Origin of the sequence: Pelagibacterium xiamenense (assembly GCF_021166475.1) — a bacterium.
In the GTDB taxonomy this organism is placed as follows: Bacteria; Pseudomonadota; Alphaproteobacteria; order Rhizobiales; family Devosiaceae; genus Pelagibacterium; species Pelagibacterium xiamenense.
This window is the reverse complement of record NZ_JAJOYS010000003.1, coordinates 447,028-468,063: the sequence shown is the minus strand read 5'-3', so window position 1 is coordinate 468,063 and position 21,036 is coordinate 447,028. Positions and strand designations below refer to the sequence as shown.

The 21,036-nt window shown below is 63.4% G+C and carries 22 protein-coding genes; 3 read left to right on the top strand and 19 right to left on the bottom strand.

Going from position 1 to position 21,036, the window contains the following annotated elements; translation table 11 throughout:
- The first annotated feature begins 2 nt into the window (after positions 1 to 2).
- The gene (clpA, locus tag LSG43_RS14895; protein WP_231805580.1) at positions 3 to 2,441 is read left to right on the top strand and encodes an ATP-dependent Clp protease ATP-binding subunit ClpA; all 2,439 of its coding nucleotides are present in this window, start codon (positions 3 to 5) and stop codon (positions 2,439 to 2,441) included.
- A 70-nt stretch (positions 2,442 to 2,511) separates the two neighbouring features.
- On the opposite strand, the gene LSG43_RS14890 is transcribed toward clpA, so the two are convergent.
- The 6 genes from LSG43_RS14890 to LSG43_RS14865 all read right to left on the bottom strand — a co-directional run bounded on the left by LSG43_RS14890 (position 2,512) and on the right by LSG43_RS14865 (position 6,953).
- Positions 2,512 to 2,931 (bottom strand): HIT family protein, encoded by a 420-nt coding sequence (locus LSG43_RS14890; RefSeq protein ID WP_231805578.1) that lies wholly within the window; start codon positions 2,929 to 2,931, stop codon positions 2,512 to 2,514.
- A gap of 69 nt (positions 2,932 to 3,000) precedes the next feature.
- Positions 3,001 to 4,161, bottom strand: coding sequence for a GNAT family N-acetyltransferase (locus tag LSG43_RS14885; RefSeq protein ID WP_439652040.1), 1,161 nt, complete (start codon positions 4,159 to 4,161; stop codon positions 3,001 to 3,003).
- Positions 4,158 to 4,913 carry a glycerophosphodiester phosphodiesterase family protein gene (locus LSG43_RS14880; protein ID WP_231805576.1) on the bottom strand — a complete coding sequence of 252 codons (756 nt, stop codon included), beginning with the start codon at positions 4,911 to 4,913 and terminating at the stop codon, positions 4,158 to 4,160. The genes LSG43_RS14885 and LSG43_RS14880 overlap by 4 nt, the downstream gene beginning before the upstream one ends.
- Complete coding sequence (locus LSG43_RS14875; RefSeq protein WP_231805574.1) at positions 4,914 to 5,372, bottom strand: RidA family protein; 459 nt, start codon at positions 5,370 to 5,372, stop codon at positions 4,914 to 4,916.
- Positions 5,362 to 6,675: a DNA polymerase IV gene (locus tag LSG43_RS14870; protein ID WP_231805572.1), complete on the bottom strand. Its 1,314-nt coding sequence runs from the start codon at positions 6,673 to 6,675 to the stop codon at positions 5,362 to 5,364. Before LSG43_RS14870 ends, LSG43_RS14875 begins: the two co-directional genes overlap by 11 nt.
- A gap of 8 nt (positions 6,676 to 6,683) precedes the next feature.
- Complete coding sequence (locus LSG43_RS14865; RefSeq protein ID WP_231805570.1) at positions 6,684 to 6,953, bottom strand: DUF3572 family protein; 270 nt, start codon at positions 6,951 to 6,953, stop codon at positions 6,684 to 6,686.
- A 102-nt stretch (positions 6,954 to 7,055) separates the two neighbouring features.
- Between LSG43_RS14865 and LSG43_RS14860 the strand changes: the two genes are divergently transcribed.
- Entirely contained in the window at positions 7,056 to 7,430 is a 375-nt protein-coding gene (locus LSG43_RS14860; protein WP_231805568.1) for a response regulator, read from the top strand.
- A 43-nt stretch (positions 7,431 to 7,473) separates the two neighbouring features.
- Positions 7,474 to 8,844 (top strand): PleD family two-component system response regulator, encoded by a 1,371-nt coding sequence (locus LSG43_RS14855; protein WP_231805566.1) that lies wholly within the window; start codon positions 7,474 to 7,476, stop codon positions 8,842 to 8,844.
- A gap of 336 nt (positions 8,845 to 9,180) precedes the next feature.
- On the opposite strand, the gene LSG43_RS14850 is transcribed toward LSG43_RS14855, so the two are convergent.
- The 13 genes from LSG43_RS14850 to LSG43_RS14790 form a co-directional block, all read right to left on the bottom strand.
- Positions 9,181 to 9,570, bottom strand: coding sequence for a DUF1801 domain-containing protein (locus LSG43_RS14850; RefSeq protein ID WP_231805565.1), 390 nt, complete (start codon positions 9,568 to 9,570; stop codon positions 9,181 to 9,183).
- Positions 9,571 to 9,582: 12 nt separating this feature from the next.
- Positions 9,583 to 10,002, bottom strand: a complete 420-nt coding sequence (locus tag LSG43_RS14845) for a DUF1801 domain-containing protein (protein ID WP_231805563.1) — start codon at positions 10,000 to 10,002, stop codon at positions 9,583 to 9,585.
- A 10-nt stretch (positions 10,003 to 10,012) separates the two neighbouring features.
- On the bottom strand, positions 10,013 to 10,237 hold the full coding sequence (locus tag LSG43_RS14840) for a hypothetical protein (protein ID WP_231805562.1): 225 nt from the start codon (positions 10,235 to 10,237) through the stop codon (positions 10,013 to 10,015).
- A 66-nt stretch (positions 10,238 to 10,303) separates the two neighbouring features.
- Positions 10,304 to 10,735: an SRPBCC family protein gene (locus tag LSG43_RS14835; RefSeq protein WP_231805560.1), complete on the bottom strand. Its 432-nt coding sequence runs from the start codon at positions 10,733 to 10,735 to the stop codon at positions 10,304 to 10,306.
- Positions 10,732 to 11,055: an ArsR/SmtB family transcription factor gene (locus LSG43_RS14830; RefSeq protein WP_231805558.1), complete on the bottom strand. Its 324-nt coding sequence runs from the start codon at positions 11,053 to 11,055 to the stop codon at positions 10,732 to 10,734. Before LSG43_RS14830 ends, LSG43_RS14835 begins: the two co-directional genes overlap by 4 nt.
- A 217-nt stretch (positions 11,056 to 11,272) precedes the next feature.
- Positions 11,273 to 11,440 carry a 50S ribosomal protein L33 gene (gene rpmG / locus LSG43_RS14825; protein ID WP_231805556.1) on the bottom strand — a complete coding sequence of 56 codons (168 nt, stop codon included), beginning with the start codon at positions 11,438 to 11,440 and terminating at the stop codon, positions 11,273 to 11,275.
- A gap of 99 nt (positions 11,441 to 11,539) precedes the next feature.
- On the bottom strand, positions 11,540 to 11,974 hold the full coding sequence (locus tag LSG43_RS14820; RefSeq protein ID WP_231805554.1) for a DUF983 domain-containing protein: 435 nt from the start codon (positions 11,972 to 11,974) through the stop codon (positions 11,540 to 11,542).
- Positions 11,975 to 11,979: 5 nt separating this feature from the next.
- Positions 11,980 to 14,247, bottom strand: a complete 2,268-nt coding sequence (rnr, locus tag LSG43_RS14815) for a ribonuclease R (RefSeq protein ID WP_231805552.1) — start codon at positions 14,245 to 14,247, stop codon at positions 11,980 to 11,982.
- A gap of 86 nt (positions 14,248 to 14,333) precedes the next feature.
- Positions 14,334 to 16,880, bottom strand: coding sequence for a type I DNA topoisomerase (topA, locus tag LSG43_RS14810; RefSeq protein ID WP_231805550.1), 2,547 nt, complete (start codon positions 16,878 to 16,880; stop codon positions 14,334 to 14,336).
- Positions 16,881 to 17,044: 164 nt separating this feature from the next.
- Positions 17,045 to 18,163, bottom strand: coding sequence for a DNA-processing protein DprA (gene dprA / locus LSG43_RS14805; RefSeq protein ID WP_231805549.1), 1,119 nt, complete (start codon positions 18,161 to 18,163; stop codon positions 17,045 to 17,047).
- 1 nt (position 18,164) lies between these two features.
- Positions 18,165 to 18,764: a glycerol-3-phosphate 1-O-acyltransferase PlsY gene (gene plsY / locus LSG43_RS14800; RefSeq protein ID WP_231805548.1), complete on the bottom strand. Its 600-nt coding sequence runs from the start codon at positions 18,762 to 18,764 to the stop codon at positions 18,165 to 18,167.
- Positions 18,761 to 20,059, bottom strand: a complete 1,299-nt coding sequence (gene pyrC / locus LSG43_RS14795; RefSeq protein WP_231805547.1) for a dihydroorotase — start codon at positions 20,057 to 20,059, stop codon at positions 18,761 to 18,763. The genes plsY and pyrC overlap by 4 nt, the downstream gene beginning before the upstream one ends.
- Positions 20,056 to 21,030 (bottom strand): aspartate carbamoyltransferase catalytic subunit, encoded by a 975-nt coding sequence (locus LSG43_RS14790; protein ID WP_231805545.1) that lies wholly within the window; start codon positions 21,028 to 21,030, stop codon positions 20,056 to 20,058. The genes pyrC and LSG43_RS14790 overlap by 4 nt, the downstream gene beginning before the upstream one ends.
- Positions 21,031 to 21,036: the final 6 nt, after the last annotated feature.

The window sequence follows — 21,036 nt, the reverse complement described above, 5'->3', positions numbered from 1 at the left end:
AAATGCCTTCATTCTCCCGCGGCCTTGAAAAGGCACTGCACCAGGCAATGAACCTCGCGCGCGAACGCGCCCACGAGTTCGCGACACTCGAGCACCTGTTGCTGGCCTTGACAGAAGACCGCGACACGATCGCCGTTCTGACGGGGTGCGATGTCGATATCGAGGCCCTGAGAGCCGATCTTGAAGAATTCATAGACGAGGAACTCGACAGCCTCGTCGTGCCCAACGGGCAGGATGCGCGGCCGACCGCCGCGTTCCAGCGCGTGATTCAGCGCGCCGTTATCCACGTGCAATCCTCCGGCCGCGAAGAGGTGACCGGGGCCAATGTGCTCGTGGCGATCTTCGCCGAGCGTGAGAGCCATGCGGCCTATTTCCTCGAACAGCAGGACATGAGCCGGCTCGACGCCGTCAATTTCATCTCGCACGGGATTGCCAAATCGGGCCGCAACGCGGACCGGCCCGTGCGCGGCGCCGAGGACGGTGGGCCGGGGTTCTCCGAGGACGCCGAACGCGGCGCCTCGGGCGGTGCGCAGCAAAGTTCGGCACTGGCCGATTTCTGCATCAACCTCAACGAGAAAGCCAAGAAGGGCAAGATCGATCCGCTTATCGGGCGGAGCGGCGAACTTGAGCGCACGATCCAGGTCTTGTGCCGGCGGTCCAAGAACAATCCGCTCTATGTGGGCGATCCCGGGGTGGGCAAGACGGCGATTGCCGAAGGGCTTGCGCGGCGAATCGTCGAGGGCGATGTGCCCGAGGTGCTCGAGGGTGCTACGATCTATGCGCTCGATATGGGCGCGCTGCTCGCGGGGACGCGGTATCGCGGCGATTTCGAGGAGCGTCTCAAGGCGATCATGAAGGAGCTCGAGAAGAAGGATAACGTCATCCTCTTCATCGACGAGATCCATACCGTGATCGGCGCCGGGGCGACCTCGGGCGGAGCGCTCGATGCGTCGAACCTTCTGAAGCCCGCGCTGGCTTCCGGGGCGATCCGGTGCATCGGGTCGACGACGTACAAGGAATACCGGCAGTTCTTCGAGAAGGACCGGGCGCTGGTGCGGCGGTTCCAGAAGATCGACGTCAACGAGCCGACGATCCCCGACGCCATCGAGATCATGAAAGGGCTGCGGCCTTACTTCGAGGATTATCACAAGCTCAAATATACCGATGACGCCTTGAAAGCGGCGGTGGAGCTTTCGGCGCGGTACATCAACGACCGCAAGCTGCCCGACAAGGCGATCGACGTTGTCGACGAGACCGGTGCGCGGCAGATGCTTGTGGTTGAGAACCAGCGCAAGAAGACGATCAACGTCGAGGATATCGAGGCGACGGTGGCGACGATTGCGCGGATTCCGCCCAAATCGGTGTCCAAGTCCGATACCGAGGTGCTGTCCAATCTCGAAGCCAATCTCAAGCGGGTGGTGTTCGGACAGGATAAGGCCATCGAGGCGCTCTCGTCGGCGATCAAGCTGGCGCGGGCAGGCCTGCGGGAGCCGGAAAAGCCCATCGGGTCGTATATGTTCACGGGCCCGACGGGTGTCGGCAAGACCGAGGTGGCGCGGCAGCTCGCCGATACACTCGGGGTCGAGCTTTTGCGGTTCGACATGTCCGAATATATGGAGCGCCACACCGTCTCGCGGCTGATCGGCGCGCCTCCGGGCTATGTCGGGTTCGACCAGGGCGGGCTGATGACCGATGGGGTCGACCAGCATCCGCACTGCGTGCTGCTGCTCGACGAGATCGAGAAAGCGCATCCGGATCTTTTCAATATCCTGTTGCAGGTGATGGATCACGGCAAGCTGACCGATCATTCGGGCAAGCAGGTCGATTTCCGGAACGTCATCCTGATCATGACCTCGAATGTCGGCGCGACGGAATTGGCCAAGGAGCCGATCGGGTTCGGCCGCGTGCGTCAGCAGGGCGACGACGAGGAAGCGATCAACCGGATGTTCACACCGGAGTTCCGCAACCGGCTCGATGCGATCATCTCGTTCGCGCCGCTGCCGCCGGCGACGGTGCAGCGGGTTGTCGAGAAGTTCGTCCTGCAACTCGAAGGCCAGCTTGCCGAGCGCGGCATCACCATCGAGCTGACGCCGGAAGCTGCGGATTGGCTCGCCACGCGCGGCTACGACGAACGCATGGGCGCGCGGCCGCTTGGACGCGTGATCCAGGAATACGTCAAGAAGCCGCTGGCTGAGGAGGTGCTGTTCGGGCTGTTGCAGAAGGGCGGCTCGGTCAAGGTCACCGTCGTGGGCGAGGGCAGCGAGGCACGCCTCGAGCTCGTCTCGGTGCCGCCGCGTCCGGCCCGGCCCAAGGCGATCACCGGCCCCAAGGGCGGCAAGAAGCCCGCGAGCGGGCGCTCCAAGCCGGCGGCCTCCAAGACTGCGAAGTCGGGCGGCTCCAGCCGTTCGAAAAAGACCAAGGGCGCCGAGCAGGACACCTGATCGGGATCCTGATAGACGCAATGCAAAAAGGCCGGCAGAAATGCCGGCCTTTTTACGTCCTTTGGGTGCCCTATAGCGCCGCGCGGATCATTTCGGCGAGGGCCGTCAACTCGCCGGTATCGGCCATGTCGCCGCTGTGGGGGCGGAGAGAGACGCCCTCATAGACCGGAATGACATGAAAATGCAGGTGGAAGACGGTCTGGCCGGCGGCGGGTTCGTTGAACTGGATGATGCGCAGGCCGTCGGCTTCCATGGCGGTGGCGACCGCCTTGGCGACGATCTGGGTTTTCTTGACAAGGTCGGCGAGGATCTCCGGGTCGGCGTCGAGAAGATTGCGCGAGCCGGTTTTGGGGATCACCAGGGTGTGCCCCTTGGATTGGGGCATGACGTCCATGAAGGCGAGGGTCGTTTCGTCTTCGAAGACCTTGATGGACGGGACCTCGCCCTTGAGGATTTTGGCAAAGATGTTGTCCGGATCATACGCGCTCATGGGGCCCTCGCTCTTTTGACGTTCCGTGGTCAGCTATAGCGCAACGCGTGGCCGGCTCAAACCGTTCGGTCAGGCCCTGCGGAATGGCGTGTGCTCGGAGAGCACGATGTTCTGATGGTCGATGGCGCGGCGTTCGTCGACGAGGTAGTCGGCCACGGCACGGCGAAGCCCGGGGTGGACGATATGGTGGATCGAACGGGTGACGACGGGCGCGTAGCCGCGGGAGAGCTTGTGCTCGCCCTGGGCGCCGGCTTCGACGCGCTTGAGGCCGTGGGCAATGGCGAAATCAATGGCCTGGTAGTAGCAGAGCTCGAAATGGAGGAACGGCACGTCGCGCAGGCAGCCCCAATTGCGGCCAAAGAGCGTGTCCGAGCCAATGAAATTGAGGGCCCCCGCGATGTAATCGGCGCCGTCTCGGGCGAGGATCAGGACGATGCGGTCGGCCATGGCCTCGGAAATTCGCGAGAAGAATTCGCGGTTGAGGTAGGGGCGGCCCCATTTGCGGCCACCGGTGTCCATATAGAACGCGTAAAAGGCGTCCCAATGGGCTTCCGTCAGGTCGCTGCCGGTGACCCAGTCGACATCGAGCCCGTCGATCAGCGCTTCGCGACGCTCGCGGCGGAGGGCCTTGCGCTTGCGCGACTGCAGCGTTTCGAGGAAATCGTCGAACGTTGCAAAGCCATGGTTGGTCCAGTGGAACTGGGTATCGTGGCGAATGAGCCAGTCGGCCTCGCGGGCAATGGTCTCCTCCTCGGCGGGAACGAACGTCGCGTGGACGGAGGAGGCGCCGAGACGGTCGGCGAGGGTTTCGGCGGCACCCAGGAGGGTGGTGCGGGTTTCGAGGCTGCAATCGCGCGTCAGCAGCTTGGGCGCGGTGGCGGGTGTGAAGGGGACCGAGCTTTGCAGCTTGGGGTAGTAATGCCCCCCGGCGCGTTCGATGGCATCGGCCCAGGCGTGGTCGAAAACGTATTCGCCCATCGAGTGGGATTTCAGAAAGAGCGGCATCAGGCCGACGGGTGTGCCGCCGCGGGACAGGAGGATGTGCTGGGGCTGCCAGCCGGTTTGTGCCGTGGCGCAACCGGACTCCTCAAGCGCCAGGAAGAAATCATGCTCTAAAAACGGATTATCGGGTTTTGTTCGACCATTGGATGCAAGAGCGTTCCATTGGTCCTTCGGTATCGAAGCTGTCGATGGGTGAACCGCGATAGTCAGTTCGTTAGGAGCAGTCACGGACCGGGGTCGAACCCTTCAAAGACGATTTGATCGGCTTGGCGCAGCACCGCGGGCACGTGCGCTTTGTCCCTGATCGTCCAGCTCATGACCTTCGTACCAAGGGCACGGCAGAGCCGGATCGCGGGGAGCGCGAGTGCGGTGCGTTCGCACGAGACAAATGTGAAGCGCGATACGGGCCAGTGCAAGAGGTGGCGGAGCACAAATCTTTGCAGGGGGGAAATCTCGCCGTCCCATTCGGGCTTGCGGTAGGCATAGGTCACGATGCCGAGCGGGCCGGTGTAGCCGGCGTCGCGCACGGCTTTGAGCGTGTGCGGATCGAAGGACTTGAAGGCCAGCGGGCCGGTATAGGCCTTTGCGAGGGCGACCGCGCGCTTTGCGAGGGCGTCTCGCGCGGAAGCGTTGGGCTGGTGCTTGATTTCGACGACGAGCGGGGTGCGCCCTGCGATCTGGGCGAGGAAGGCCTCGAAGGTTTGCGGGCAATCGCCGGATTTGCTCAGTAGCAGGGGCGTTTTTGCGATCTCGCCGGCCGTCACCGCGTGGATGGGGCCTGAGCGGCCGGTGAGGCGTTCGAGGTCGTGGTCGTGGAAGACGACGGCCTCGCCGTCGCTCGTGAGCTGCAGGTCGCACTCGATGGCGAAGCCGCGGGCAATCGCGGCTTCAAAGGCGGAGGCGGAATTCTCGATGACCCCCTCTTCCCGGTTGTGCAGGCCGCGATGGGCAATGGGCTGGTCGAAGGGGGAAGAGTGCATCTAGGAGTCCATTTCGATCACGGCGTCGATTTCGACCGCGGCGCCAAGGGGTAGGGAGGCCACGCCGAACGCGGCGCGCGCGTGCTTACCGGCGTCGCCTAACAGTTTGATGAACAGGTCCGAGGCGCCGTTGGCGACGAGGTGCTGCTCATGGAAATCGGGGGTGGAGGCGACGAGAACGGTGAGCTTCACGACTGATTTAATATTGGCCAGCGCGGTATTGGCGTTGACCTGGGCGAGGATGTTGATGGCGCAGCGTTCGGCGGCCTTCTGGCCGGCGGCCGTATCCATATCACTGCCGAGAAGGCCCTTGATCACGCTGCCGTCCTGTTCGGTCGAGATCTGGCCCGACACGTAGAGCAGATTGCCCGAACGCCGGACCGGCGCGTAGCTCGCCGCGGGGGCAGACGGTTTGGGTAGTGTGTGGCCGAAATCGTTGAGGCGCTGGTCAATCGTCACTGCCGGACTCCTTGGTTTTGTCGTTTTCCTCGGGCTTACGATAAAGCCTTCCGCTCACGAGGGCATCCCTGCCGAAGCGCGTTCGGACCTTGTCCACAGCCCGCTCGGCGGCAGCCTTGCGGGCAATATGCGGTTCGATCAGGTCGACAGGGTCAACGCCGCTCGCCGGCTCGAGACCGGTGACGGCGATGCCGAGCAGGCGGAAGGCGGTGCCGTCGATCTCGCGCGCGAGCAGCCTTGCGCCCGTTTCGTAAAGCGTATGGGCCAATTGTGTCGGTATCATCAAATGCTGCGCGCGGGTGCGGGACTTGAAGCCGGCGGTCTTGAGCTTGAGGGTCACGGTGTCGCCGACATAGTTCTGTTTCTTGAGGCGCTCGGAGAGGCGTTCGCACAGCGAAAAGAGCGTCTTCGAGAGCGTCTGGAAGTCGGTATGGTCGGTGTTGAACGTGGTTTCCGTGCTGATCGACTTGGTCTCGCGCATGGTCGAGACCACCCGGGCGTCGTCGCCGCGCGAGAGTCGGGCGAGGCGGGCGCCGATTTCCCCATAGCGGCGCATCAGATCCTCGGGCGGGCGGTTCTGAAGCTGGCCGATCGTCGTGAGGCCGTCCTTGCGCAGGGTTTCGGCCATGGCGTTGCCGACGCCGTAAATCATGGTGATGGGTTTTGAGGCCAGGAATTCGACGGTTTCGGCTTTGCCGATCACCGCGAAGCCGCGTGGCTTGTCGAGGTCGGACGCCATCTTGGCGAGGAATTTGTTGTGACTCAGGCCAATCGAAACAGTAACGCCGATCTCGTCTTCGATGCGTCTGGCGAAGCGGGCGAGAACGACCGCGGGAGCGGCCTTGTGGACACGCAGGGTGCCCGTGAGGTCTATGAAGGCTTCATCGATGGAGATGGGCTGGACGAGCGGGCTCAGGCTGTCCATCGCGGCGCGGATTTCTCGGCTCACGGCGACGTATTTGGCCATATCGGGCTTGATCACGATCGCCTCGGGGCACAGGCGCCTTGCCTTGAACATGGGCATGGCCGAGCGTACGCCGCTCATGCGGGCGATATAACAGGCGGTGGAGACCACGCCGCGCACGCCGCCGCCGATGATGACAGGCTTGTCGATCAGCGTCGGATCGTCGCGCTTTTCGACCGATGCGTAGAAGGCATCGCAATCGATGTGGGCGATCGACAGGCTCATGAGTTCGTCGTGGCCGATCAACCGCGGCGAGCCGCATTGCGGGCAGCGCGCAGGAAGCGTGGCGGCTGCACCGTCCTTGAAACAGTCGCGGCAGAGATACGGCGCGGGGGCCATCGTAGCGCTCAGCTTTGCGGATTGAGGCGGTGCCAGGCGCGCATGACGCGCTCGACCGGCATGTTGGCGTTGGCGCACATGGCGAGGAGCAAGGGTTCGTTACGGGCAAAATAGTCTACAAGACCATGTTCGAGCCCGACCGTTCCAACCGCGTCGCGCAGGGATTGCGGCGAGTAGCCCGCGAGCGACATGAAGCGCTCGAGCTCGGTGACGTCGGCGGCGAGCCAGGTAAGGCACGCGTCGGCGATTTCGCTGATCTCGGTTGCCTGCTCGCGCATTGAGGAAGACTCGCCTATTTCTTGTTTCGTAACGGTTTGATGGTACCGGAACAATCTGGCAACACCAAGTTTTCGGTGTGAACCCGAGTGCAGCGAGGCCCCATGCCCAAGACGGTAATGATCGTGGAAGACAACGAGCTCAATATGAAGCTATTCCACGATCTGCTCGAATCGCGCGGATACGGTACGATCCAGACCCGTAACGGCATGGAAGCGCTCGAGCTTGCGCGCGAGCACAAGCCCGACCTGATCTTGATGGATATCCAGCTTCCGGAGGTGTCCGGGCTTGTCGTTACCAAATGGCTCAAGGAAGACGAAGAGCTTGCGCCCATCCCGGTTATCGCCGTTACCGCTTTTGCGATGAAGGGCGATGAGGAACGCATTCGGCAAGGCGGGTGCGAGGGCTACATCTCCAAGCCGATTTCCGTACCTCACTTTTTGGAAACGATTGAAAGCTACATTGGGAAGGCGGATTGACGCCCGCCCATATGATTTATCCTGTAGCTGCGAGGACTGCTCGGTGACGGCTCGTGTCCTGATCGTTGACGACATCCCCACCAACGTCAAACTGCTCGAGGCGCGGCTGCTGGCCGAGTATTTCGACGTGGTCGTTGCCTATTCGGGCAAGGATGCCATCGAGATCTGCCGGACCCAGGAGATCGACATCATCCTGCTCGACGTGATGATGCCTGAAATGGACGGGTTCGAGTGCTGCCGGATTCTCAAGGCCGATCCCCGGACCTCGCATATTCCCGTTGTCATGATAACGGCGCTCGACCAGCCTTCGGACCGGGTGGCGGGGCTCAATGCGGGGGCGGACGATTTTCTCACCAAGCCGGTGGACGACGTGCAGCTCATGGCGCGGGTCAAAAGCCTCGTGCGGCTCAAGGTGCTGACCGACGAATTGCGGGCGCGCGCGATCACGAGCCAGGAATTGGCGCTCGAGGATGCGGCGCGGACGATCAACGGAATCAGGACCGATAGCGGGCGTATCATCGTCATCGACACCGAGACGGCGCGGGCCGAGAGGCTGCGCGACTACCTTTCCAATTCCCATGCGGTGAGCCTTCTGGCGAACCCCGCTGACGCCGTGTTCCAGACGTCGGGGGGCGACTATGAGCTGGCGATCGTGAGCATGGGGTTCGAAGGATTCGATCCGCTGCGGGTGTGCTCGCAATTGCGGACGGTCGAGCAAACCCGATCGCTGCCGATTATCCTCGTTGCGGATGAGCACGACCGGCCGCAGGTGATCCGGGCCCTCGATCTGGGGGTCAACGATTTCATAATGCGCCCGGTCGAGCGCAACGAACTTGCCGCGCGGGTGCGGACGCAGATCCGGCGTCAGCGTTATACCGCGGAGCTGCGCGAGAGCCTCAACAATACCATGGCGATGGCGGTCATCGACGAACTCACCGGGCTTTACAACCGCCGGTATTTCGAACGCCACATGACGATGCTTTTGGGCAAGTCGCAGGAACAGGACCGCGACATGGCGGTGATGCTGCTGGACATCGACTTCTTCAAGGCGGTCAACGATACGCACGGGCATGACGTTGGCGACAAGATCCTCAAGGAATTCGCGTTGCGGCTGCAGCGCAACATCCGCGGCGTGGATCTTGCGTGCCGGTTCGGCGGGGAGGAGTTCGTGGTGGTGATGCCCGATACCGACGCGCTGCAGGCGGAGAACGTCGCAGAGCGCGTACGGGTGGCAACGGCGGACGAGGCGTTTCGCGCCGGGCTCGATTTGCCGCTGAGCATCACGGTGAGCGCGGGGCTGGCGTTCAACCATTTCGCCAACGATACCCCTGAATCCATTATCAAACGCGCTGATATCGCGCTTTACCGCGCCAAGCGGGAAGGCAGGAACCGCGTGATTTCGGACGCCGCATAGCCCGGGTTTTAGATTACCTAAAACTTTAGCGGTTAGGGTTAACCTTTCATTATTAATATCGAATCAGGGATCTGGAAGCCCCGGAATGCTTGGCGTTTTCCGGGGTGGGGACTATGTTGAAATTGCTGCAGCGGCAACGCCACTGGCGCCCGCTACAGCAATCGTCCCTACGGCTTTCAGGTCCGCCGCAACTCCTGGTACCGTAGGGCGGCTGGTCCGGTGGCGGCAAGAGTGGCCTCTTCGACAACCGTGCCGGGCCAGCCACTTTAATTCCCCCGAATCCTTAGGGGTTCCAGACGCGCGCCGCTTTCATTTTCATAAAATGCGGGCGAAACGTTAGGCCTTGGCGCGGGCCGATGCCTTTTTCTTCGTCCGGTTGTGGGCGATCGCGGCGCGGACGAGGTCCTTGAGGGCGCTTTCGTCGATCGTGTCGCCTTCGTGTATATCGATGGCGCGCCAGACCTTGCCATTGAAGCCGGCATTAAAGAGGCCGTCGGGGTCGGGGAGGCTGGCGCCCTGGGCAAAAGTAAGCTTCACCTTATCCTTGTGAGCGTTGCCGACGACGATATTGCCGTTGTGGCACCAGACGGGGCTGCCCATCCATTTCCACTCCTCGGTGATCTCGGGATCGGCGGCAAGGATGGCCTTGCGGACGTTCGCGAGGGTGGTGCCGCGCCAGTCGGGGATAGCCTCGATGTACTGATCGATGCGTTCGGCCGGGTTCATGGGGTACTCCTTTCAGAGGCGCTCGCCAGGGAGCTGGCTGGCCTGCTTGACCCAGTCCGAGAACTGGGCTTCGTCGATCTCTTCGCCCTCGTGGACGTGGAAGTAGCGGACTTGCGGGTATTTCGAGGTGACCGGCGGGACCGGGTCGAGGGACGCGCCGTCGAAGAAGGTCACCTTGATGTACCTGTCGAAGCAGTGGAAGCTGAGGAACCAGACCGGACGCTCGACGCCGTAAAAGGGCGAGTTCCATTTTATCGCCTTGTCCACGCCGGGGATGGCGCGCTCGACGATTTCGTCGATACGGCGGCCGACGGCCTGCTTCCAGCCGGGCATGGCGGCGATGTATTCCTTTACGGGACCATCGCCGTAGCCCTTGGCAATCTGCGGATTACCGCCCGAAAGAAGCACGGGTTTGTTTCCGGTTTTCGCCATCGGTTGGCTCCTATGCGTTGGTGCGCTTTGCGCCACGCCACTTTATCGCATAGGGCAGCAGGTACATGTAAAGCCCGCTGAGCATGAGCATGGCAAGGGGCGCCAGCGGCAGATAGTAGGCCCACATCGGCGGCTCGCTGCCAACGCCGAGCGTGATGAAGATGCCGGCGACGACGACGGTGAATATAACGGCCATCCAGCGGTGAAATTGCCGAATCCAGACACTCCAATACATGGTGTCCTCCTTTCGATTGAGGCGGGATGATCGCCCGGCTCTGGTGTGCCGGGCGACGGTGAGGGGTCAGTCCAGCTGCTCGAGCAGGTGTCCGAGCTTGCCGAAGAACTCCTTCCACCCCGCATGGGCGCCGCCGAAGGCCTGTTTCTGCTCGGGGCGGAAGCCGGATTGCTCGACGCGCAGCTGCGTGCCGTTCGCGGTCGGGGTGAGGGTGAAAACGACGACGCTCTTGAGGCTGTAGGCCGGGTCGTCGTGCTCGAAATTCCAGGTGTAGGAAAGCGTCTTGTGCGGCTCGACGGCAAGAACCTCGCAATCGAGGACGCCGCCCCAGTCTCCGGTCAGGCGGAACTTGTGTCCGACATCAGGCTTGAAGTCGTTCTTCATCAGCCAGTCCTCGATCAGATGCGGTTGCGTGAGCGCGCGCCAGAGCTTTTCGGGCGGGTGCGGGAACTCGCGTTCAACGACGGCGGTGCGGGTTTCGGTGGCGGCTTCGTTCATTGGTCCATCCTTTTGAGCAGGTCTTCGAGGTCGTCGAACCGGCTTTGCCAGAACCCCGCCATCTGCCGTGTCCAGTCGACGAGAGGGAAAAGGGCGTCGAGTTGCGCACTGTAGTGGGTGTGCCGGCCTTCGTGACGGTCACGCACCAGACCGGCCTGCTTGAGGACGCCCAGATGTTTGGAAACGACAGGCTGGGAAACCCCGGCCTGTTCGGTCAGAGCGCCGACGGTCTTTTCGCCCTCGCGGCACAGGCGTTCGAAGATCGCCCGGCGGGTGGGATCGGCAAGGGTTTTGAAAAGGACGTCAGGGGCGTTTGGCATCTTCAATACATACCTGTATGGCTATATGTAATGTATAGCTTATGAGGTATGGATCGTCAAGGCGTTAAAGATGCGGATTGCTCATCAAGCCTGCGCCCACGCTTTTTCATAGCGGCATAGCTATGAATAAAGGTGGGCGGCCATGCGCCGGTTCGGAATTCGGGCAATAAAAAACCCCGCCGAGGCGGGGTTCATGGTTCCATCGGAAGGGCCGATCTTACTTGATCTTGGCTTCCTTGAACTCGACGTGCTTGCGCGCGACCGGATCGTACTTGCGGAACGACAGCTTTTCGGTGGCCGTGCGGGTATTCTTCTTGGTCACATAGTAGAAACCGGTGTCCGCGGTCGAAACCAGCTTCACTTTGATGGTGTTGGACTTTGCCATTGCGGTCGCCTTTGAAAAAATCGGCCGCGCGGCGGTTTGGCGCGCGGCGGGAAATCAGGTTTGGCGCAAACTATGCATTTTGCGCCGGAAGTCAAGTGCTCAGCGTGGTTCGCCCAATTGGTCCCGGGTGCCGTGGGAATCGAAGCCGTGCATGCGCTTGGCCCATTGCAGGCCGACGACCGCACCTTTGACGCGGGGGAGCATCCAGAGACAAAGAAGCGTCGCGAGCGGCAGCATGGTCCAGAGGTAGAAGGTCGGGTTCACCCTGTGAACCATTTCAATGTGGAGCATGAGCCCAACGATGATGTGCCCGACGATGAAGATGACGAGGTAGGGCGGGGCGTCGTCGGCGCGTTGATGGAAAAGCTCCTCGCCGCAATCGGGGCAGGCGTCGGCGACTTTGAGATACGCGCGGAACATGCTGCCGTTGCCGCAGGCGGGGCACTTGCAGGCGAGGCCGCGCATCATCGCGCGTCCGATATCCCGGTGTGCGGGTTCGATTGGAAGGCTGTCGGTGGTATCGATGACGGGCATCGGCTCTATCTCCTGGCGCGTCGCCCGCGCGGGGCCGGCTTGGCGCGACGCTGGGGGCGGCCGCGTCCGGGCGGCCTGATACGCTCCCCTTCAGATAGAATTTCGAAGCGCAAAGCGCCAGCCATCGGGGCTGCTTCAAGCAGTCGCACGTCGACGCGGTCGCCGATACGGAAGCGCTCGCCGGTGCGCTCGCCCACCAGCGCCTGCTGGTCTTCCATATAACGGAAGTAATCCGTGCCGAGGGTGGACGCCGGGACGAAGCCGTCCGCGCCGGTTTCATCGAGCCGCACAAAGAGGCCCGCCTTGGTGACGCCGGCGATCTTGCCCGTGAAGCGCGCGCCGATTTTCCCTGCCAGAAAATGCGCGAGCAGCCGGTCGGCTGTTTCGCGTTCGGCGGCCATGGCGCGGCGTTCGGTTGCAGAGATGTGCTGGCCGATCTGATCGAGCCGGGCTTCCTCGGCTTCCGTCAATCCGTCATCGCCCAGATCGAGGGCGCGAATGAGCGCGCGATGGACGATTAGATCCGCATAGCGGCGGATGGGCGAGGTGAAATGGGCGTAGCGGTCGAGATTGAGGCCGTAATGGCCGTAATTGCCCGGCGCGTATTCAGCCTGGGCCTGGCTGCGCAGGACCATCTCGTTGACCTGCTCGGTCTTGCCCGCTTTTTCCGCGCGATAGAGGATCTGATTGAAATCGCTCGGGCGCATCGCCTTGGAGCGCGGGGTTGGCAGTTCGAGGGATTTGAGGAATTCGCCCAGTGCAATGACCTTCTCCTCGCTCGGGGCGTCGTGGACGCGATAGAGCAGGGAGAGCTTGTGCTTTTCGAGCGTCTCGGCGGCACACACATTGGAGAGAATCATCATCTCTTCGATCAACCGGTGCGCTTCGAGGCGTTCTGGGACGTAGATGTCGGCGACCATGCCGTTCTCGTCGAGCTTGATGCGGCGCTCGGGCAGATCGAGCGCGAGCGGGCCGCGCTTGTCGCGGGCTTTGGAGAGCGCACCATAGGCAGCCCATAGGGGCTTCAAAACAGGTTCGAGCAGCGGGCCGGCCGCGTCGTCGGGGTTGCCGTCGATGGCGGCCTGGGCCTGGCTGTAGCTCAGCTTGGCGGCGGAGCGCAGCATGACGCGGTGGAAGCTGTGGCGCTTCTTGTTGCCGTTGGCGTCAATGACGATGCGCAAGGCCATGGAGGCGCGGTTCTCACCCTCGCGCAGTGAGCAGAGGTTATTGGAAATGCGCTCGGGCAGCATGGGGACGACGCGGTCGGGGAAATAGACGGAATTGCCCCGGAGGAACGCCTCGTGGTCCATATCGGAACCGGCGCGCACGTAGTAGGAGACGTCGGCGATGCCGACATGGATGATGAAACCGCCGGGATTGCCGGGATCGGTGTCGGGTTCGGCGTGGACGGCGTCGTCGTGGTCCTTGGCGTCGGCGGGGTCGATGGTAACGAAGGGAATTTCGCGCCAGTCCTCGCGGCCCTTCAAATCAGCCTCCTTGGCCGCAAGGGCTTCCTTTTCGACGGAGGCGGGGAAGCGGTAGGGGATTTCGAGCGCGTGCAAGGCAATGAGGCTTACCGCGCCTTCGGAATGCGGATTGCCGATGACGTTGATCACTTTGGCGCGCGGAATCATCAGTCGGCCGCGCATGGTGACTTCGACCTCGACGAGATCGCCGTCGCGCGCCTTGCCAAGATCGCCAGCCTCGATCCGCATCTCGCGTGCCTTGCGTTCGACCGGAACGAGACGGGCGCCGCCTTCGTCGATCCGCACGATCCCGATATCGGCCTTGCGCGGCTTGTCGAGCACTTTCATCGCGCGGCCGGTATAGGTGGGGACAGTGCCATCGCCGCGCTCGATGCGGGCAAGGATACGGTCGCCGGGGGCCGGGACCACCCGGGCGGATTTGGGAACGTGGATACGGACGACCGGCTTTTCGCCTTCATCGTCGTTCCACTTGGCGGGGTAGGCGTGAAGGTCGTCCGCATCGGCGTCGGCGGGGATGTCGAGGACGGCGACTGCGGGGAGTTCGCTCGTCACGCGGATCGCCTTGCGCGATCGGGCAAGGAGGCCTTCGGCTTCCATGTCTTTTAAAAGCACCTTCAATGCGACGCGGTCGTCGCCCTTGATGCCGAAATGGCGCGCGATTTCGCGCTTGGAATTGATCTCGGGGAACTCCGAGACCGCCTCCATGATCTCCTCGCGCGTCGGGATGACGCCCGGCCCGTAGCGGGCGGGGGATTTGGATTTTGTTGTCGTTGGGCGCTTGGCCATGAATCAGTCCTTGTGACCGGCCTGCACCCCGGAAATGTGCGCTGCGCTCCTGCGTGAGGCAAGAGCGCGCAGCACGATTTGAGGGGCTAGGCCTCGGTCTTTTTCTTGGCCGCCGCCTTCTTCTTGGGCGCGGCCCTGGTTTTCGATTTGCCCTTGGTGCCCGCCTTTGCGGCGATCAGTTCGAGGGCTTGTTCCTTGGTTACGGTCTCGGGCGCGACGTCCTTGGGGAGCGTTGCGTTGATCTTGCCGTGGTTGACGTAGGGGCCATAACGGCCGCTGCGCACGGTGATCGCGCCACCATCAGGGTGGTCGCCCAACTCCTTGATGACGCTTGCCGCGCCGCGGGCGCCGCGACCGCCATTGGCTTTCTTTTCGGCGATCAGATCGACGGCGCGGTTGAGGCCGACGGTGAAAACCTCCTCGACGTCGGGGAGGTTGGCGTAGGTGCCGTCATGCAGGACGAAGGGGCCGTAGCGGCCGATGCCCGCGCTGATGGGCTTGCCGGTTTCCGGATGCGCGCCCACTTCGCGGGGAAGCGAGAGGAGCTTGAGGGCCTTTTCGAGGTCCATCGCGGCTACGTCCCAACCCTTGGGGATGGACGAGCGCTTGGCCTCCTTGCCGTCACCAAGCTGAACATATGGGCCGAAGCGGCCCGTTTTCAAGTAGACTTCTTCGCCGGTCTCCGGATCGACACCCAAGACACCGTCACCCGGAGCCGCCTCGGCGGCCTGGCCGGTGGCGCTTTCTGCGAGTTGTTGGGTGTGGCGGCACTCGGGGTAGTTCGAGCAGCCGATGAAGGCGCCATACTTGCCGAGCTTGAGGGACAACTGGCCGGTGCCGCAGGTGGGGCAGAGGCGCGGATCGGAGCCGTCTTCGCGGGGCGGGAAGATGTGGTCGCCCAAAAGGTCGTTGAGCGCGTCGAGGACTTCGGAAACGCGGAGATCCTTGATCTCGCCGGTATGTTTGGAGAAATCGTCCCAGAAATTACGCAGCACTTCCTTGTAGTCGATGCCGCCGGCGGAAATCTCGTCGAGCTGTTCTTCAAGTCCGGCGGTGAAGCCGTATTCGACGTATTTGGTGAAGAAGCTCTGGAGGAAGGCGGTGACGAGACGGCCGCGATCTTCGGGGATCAGCGCGCGCTTCTCAAGGCGGATATAGTCGCGGTCCTTGAGCGTGCCCAGCGTCGAGGCGTAGGTCGAGGGCCGGCCGATGCCGAGCTCTTCCATCTTCTTGATGAGGCTCGCTTCGGTATAGCGCGCGGGTGGCTGGGTGAAGTGCTGCTCGATATCGACTTTTTCGAGCGCCGGTGTATCGCCAACGGCGAGCGCGGGGAGTTCGCGGCTGTCTTCGTCGTCTTCACTCGTTTTCTCGATGCCGTAGACGCCCAGGAAGCCGGGGAAGGTGACGACCGAACCGGTGGCGCGCAGGATGATGGCGCGGCCCTGGGCGGCGACATCGATATCGGCGGTGGTGCGTTCGATCTCGGCCGAACGCATCTGGCTGGCCAGCGCACGGCGCCAGATGAGCTGGTAGATCTTGTGCTGGTCGGGGTCGAGATTGCGCAACGTATCGGGGTGCCGTCCGAGATCGGTCGGGCGGATCGCCTCGTGGGCTTCCTGCGCATTCTTGGCCTTGGTCGAATAAAAGCGCGGCTTTTCGGGTACGTATTCGCCACCGAATTCCTTGGCGATGGTGCGGCGTGCGGCCTCGACGGCTTCGGGGGCCATCTGCACGGCATCGGTCCGCATATAGGTGATGAGCCCGTCCTCATAGAGCCGCTGGGCGATCTGCATGGTCCGCGAGGGCGAAAGCGACAGGCGCGAGGATGCGTCCTGCTGGAGCGTCGAGGTTGTGAAGGGGGCGTAGGGATTACGCTTTGTCGGCTTCTTCTCGACATTGGCGACGCGGAAGCTGCCGGCCTCGATGGCCTTCTTGAGCGCTTCGGCATCCTCGCCGGTCTTTACGGTCAGCTTGTCGGTCTTTTCGCCGTCGACGGAATAAAGGCGGGTCTGGAAGCTCTTGCCGGACTGGTTGAGCGTTGGGGTGACGCTCCAGTATTCCTGCGGCTTGAAGCGCTCGATTTCCTCCTCGCGCTCGGTGACGAGGCGCAGCGCGACCGATTGCACGCGGCCCGCCGAACGCGAGCCGGGGAGTTTGCGCCATAGGATCGGGGAGAGCGTGAACCCCACGAGGTAGTCGAGGGCGCGGCGGGCGAGATAGGCGTCGACCAGAGGCGCATCGATCTCGCGCGGGTTCTGCATGGCGCTCGTGACGGCGTCCTTGGTGATGGCGTTGAAGACGACGCGCTTGACGGGCACGTCCTTCTTTAGCGCCTTTTTCTCCTTGAGGACGTCGAGGACGTGCCATGAGATCGCTTCGCCTTCGCGATCCGGGTCGGTTGCGAGAATGAGTTCGTCGGCGCCTTTGACGGCCTTGGCGATGTCGGAGAGGCGCTTTTTCGACGCGGTGTCGACGGCCCAGCTCATGGCGAAGTCCTCGTCGGGGCGCACCGATCCATCCTTGGCCGGAAGATCGCGGACGTGGCCAAAGCTGGCGAGGACCTCATAGTCCTTGCCCAGATATTTGTTGATGGTCTTGGCCTTGGCCGGGCTCTCGACGATGACGACTTTCATGCCTGAAAACGGCTCCGCAACTAACGAAACATGCCTTGAATCTCGGGAAATAAGGTGGGAAATCGCACCCCTCAAGGTTGGCGCAAGATGGTGAATGGCCGGGGCGCTGTCAATGACCGGCCGTCAACTTGATGTGTATGGATCGCCGGGTGAGCCGCTGATTCTCAGCCTTTGAGGGCGACCAACTGGCCGCCGGAACGCTCGAGACGGCCTGCCAGTTCGAGCTCCAACAAGAGAATCTGCATGGCCGGGGCGGGGATGCCGGTGTCCTGGATCAGCGTGTCGATCGCGATCGGGGTGAAGCCGAGGGCTTCGATGAGGCGGTCACGATCGTCATCGGAGGGCTCGGCGCCGCTTTGGGGTGCGCCGGGCAGGTCGTCGGGTTCGAAGAGATCGGCCTGGTCGGGGCGCGCGTGGGCAAGCTCGGCGAGGATGTCGTTTGCACTTGTGACGAGCCTCGCGCCCTGCTGGATGAGCGCGTTGCCGCCTTCGGCGCGCGGGTCGAGGGGCGAGCCGGGGACGGCGAAGACTTCGCGATTCTGTTCGAGGGCGAGGCGGGCGGTGATGAGTGAGCCCGAGCGCTTGGCCGCTTCGACGATGACGACCCCCAGGGAGAGGCCCGCGACGAGACGGTTGCGGCGCGGGAAATCACGGGCGCGGGGCTCCCATCCCATGGGCATTTCCGAGAGGAGGACGCCGCCTTCTTCGACGATGGCGTGGGCGAGGGGGATGTTGGCTTCGGGATAGAGCTTGTCGAGGCCGCCGGCCATGACGGCGATGGTTCCCGCAGCGCGCGCGGCATCGTGGGCCGCGGCGTCGATGCCGCGGGCGAGGCCGGAGACGACGACATAGCCGGACGCGCCGAGGTCGCGGGCGAGCATTTGGGCCATGCGGCGCCCGGCGGTCGAGGCGTTGCGGGCGCCGACGATGCCGACCGTCTTTTCGTGGGTGGTGAGGTCGCCGCCCATGACCGTCAGGAGCGGAGGCGGACCGGAGATGTGCCGCAGGTGGGGCGGGTATTCGGGTTCAGAGATCGCGATGAGGCGCGCGCCGAGCTTTTCCGCGGCGGCGATTTCGTCCTCGGCTTCGGTTACGGAGGGGATCGCGATGTAACGGCCGCCGCCGCGCCTGACGAGATCAGGCAGGGCCTCAAGCGCAGCGCCGGCGGAGCCGAAGCGGTTGACCAGGGTACGGAAGGTGGCAGGACCGACGTTCTCGGTTCGGATGAGGCGGAGCCATGCGACACGCTGGTCTGGGGAGAGCCGGGTGCGTGCCGCGTCCATCTTAGCTTGCCGCCTCTTTCTTACCGCCGATCCTGGTCTCGCTGCCGTCCCGGAGGCGGGCGATGTTGGTACGGTGAGTGTAATAGAGCACCGCGGTCAGAGCGAGGCAAGCGAGGGCGAGAGGCCAGCCCGAGAAGATGAGTGCCAGCACGGGCGAGAGGGCGGCGGCGGTCAAGGCCGAGAGCGAGGAATAGCGGCTCAGAAAGGCGACGAGCAGCCAGATGGCGCAAAAGCTCAGCCCGACCGGCCAGGAAAGGGCGAGGAGGATGCCGATATAGGTGGCGACGCCCTTGCCGCCCTTGAAGCCGAGCCAGACGGGAAAGACATGGCCGAAAAACGCAGCGACACCGGCGACCATGGCGGGCTCGTAGCCCCAGAGCCAGAGGGCGATGAGGACCGCAACGGCGCCCTTGCCGGAATCGCCGACGAGAGTCAGTGCGGCGAGGTCGCGGCGGCCGGTGCGCAGGACGTTGGTGGCGCCGATGTTGCCCGAGCCTATGGCGCGCACGTCGCCGAGGCCCGCAAGGCGGGTGGCGACGAGCCCGAAGGGGATCGAGCCGAGGAGATAACCCAGTATAAGCGCGAGCGCATATTCGATCATTGCGCGGTGTCCTCCCGGTGAACGATCCTTCCTCCGACGATCGTCGTCATCACCTTGCCCATCATGCGCGCCTTTTCGAAGGTGGTGTTGGACGATTTCGAGCGAATGGTAGCCTCCTCGACGATCCAGGGGTAGTCCGGATCGAAAAGGCAGACATCGGCGGGGGCGCCTTTGGCGAGCGTGCCGGTCTTTAGGCCGAGGATCTGGGCGGGGCGGATGGTCATGGCGCGCAGGAGCGTTTTGAGGTCGACGTCGCCGGAATGATAAAGTCGCAGGGCGCCCGCGAGTAGCGTTTCGAGCCCGATCGCGCCCTCGGCGGCGTCCGCGAAGGGCTGGCGCTTCACTTCTGTATCCTGCGGGTCATGGCCCGAGCAGATGACGTCGATGGTCCCGGCCTTGAGGGCTTCAACCATGGCCAGGCGGTCGTCCTCGTGCCGCAGGGGCGGGGAGAGCTTGAAGAAGGTGCGGTAGGGGCCGATGTCGTTTTCGTTGAGGCACAGATGGTTGACCGAGATGCCAGCCGAAATCCTGGGGCTGTGCTTTTTGTAGTGGGTGAGGAGTTCCGCCGAGCGCGCGGTGGAGACTTGTGCCGCGTGGTAGCGGGCGCCGGTCATCAATGCGAGTTGGAGGTCGCGGTCGAGCGGGATGGTTTCGGCCTGGGTGGGGATGCCCTTGAGGCCACGGAAGGTGGCGAGCGGGCCAGCGTTCATGACGCCTTCTCCCGCGAGCGCGGCATCGAGCGGCTGATGGATTATTGGCGCGTCGAAATTGGTAGCGTAGGTCATGGCCGCGCGCATGACGGCGGTGTTCTGGAGCGATTTGCGCCCTTCGGTGAAGGCGACGGCGCCGGCTTCCTTCAAGAGCCCGAACTCGGTGAGGTCCTTGCCCTCGAGGCCCTTGGTGATGGCGGCGCTGGGGAGCACGCGCACGCACGCAGTCGCGCCGGCGCGGCGGAGGACGTAGTCGACAAGCGCGCCGTCGTCGATGGCCGGGGCGGTGTCGGGCATTGTGAGAATGCTGGTCACGCCGCCCGCGGCGGCGGCGTGGCCCGCGCTTTCGAGGGTTTCGCGGTATTCATGGCCGGGTTCGCCGGTGAAGACGCGCATGTCGATGAGACCGGGGCAGACGATCAAGCCGCGCGCATCGATGCGGTCTGCGTCGGCTGGTGCGCCGGGGGCCTGGCCTTCTGCGACGTCGGCGATCCTGCCATTTTCCACCAGCAGTACGCCGGTGACGTCGCGGTCCGAGGCGGGGTCGATGATGCGCGCGTTTTCTATAAGGAGCGGCTTATTCATGCGTTGCCCTCCCGATTCAGAAGCGCGTCGAGCACGGCCATGCGGACGGCGACGCCCATTTCGACCTGTTCGGTGATGACCGATTGAGCGCCGTCGGCGATGGCGGGATCGATTTCGACGCCGCGGTTCATCGGGCCGGGGTGCATGACGAGCGCACCGGGCCTGGCGTAAGCGAGCTTTTCCGCGTCGAGGCCATAGAAGCGGTAGAATTCGCGGGTCGAGGGGACGAGCTTGCCGGATGCGCGCTCGTTCTGAAGGCGGAGCATCATGACCACGTCGACGCCTTTGAGGCCCTCGCGCATGTCGGTGAAGACCTCGCTCGCCATCTGGTCGACGCCGGCGGGCAGGAGGTTTTGTGGGGCGATGACGCGGGTGCGGGCCTGCATGGCGCCTAAAAGGATGAGGTTCGAGCGCGCAACGCGGGAATTGGCGATGTCGCCGCAGATGGCGACGGTGAGGCCATTCAGGCGTCCCAGGTGCCGGCGGATGGTGAGGGCGTCGAGGAGCGCCTGGGTGGGGTGTTCGTGCGCGCCGTCGCCGGCGTTGAGGACGGCGCATTCGACTTTCTGGCTCAAGAGCTCGACGGCACCGGAGGAGCCGTGGCGGACTACGATGGCGTCCGGCTGCATGGCGTTGAGCGTCGCCGCTGTGTCGATCAGGGTTTCGCCTTTGGCCACCGAGGAGGTGCGCACGGCCATGTTCATGACCGTTGCGCCGAGGCGCTTGCCGGCGATCTCGAAACTTGCCTGGGTGCGGGTCGAATTCTCGAAAAAGAGGTTGATCTGGGTCTTGCCGGCAAGGTTCGGCAGCGTCTTGCGCTGGCGCGAGACCGGGATCATCGCCTCGGCGCGGTCAAGCAGGTCGACGATCTCGACCGGATTGAGCTGGGCGATTCCGAGAAGATGCCGATGACGGAAGGGTTGGAAAGGGCCCGAAGGCGTATTGGAGGTGTCGGGTGCTGGACGTGCCATAGGGGT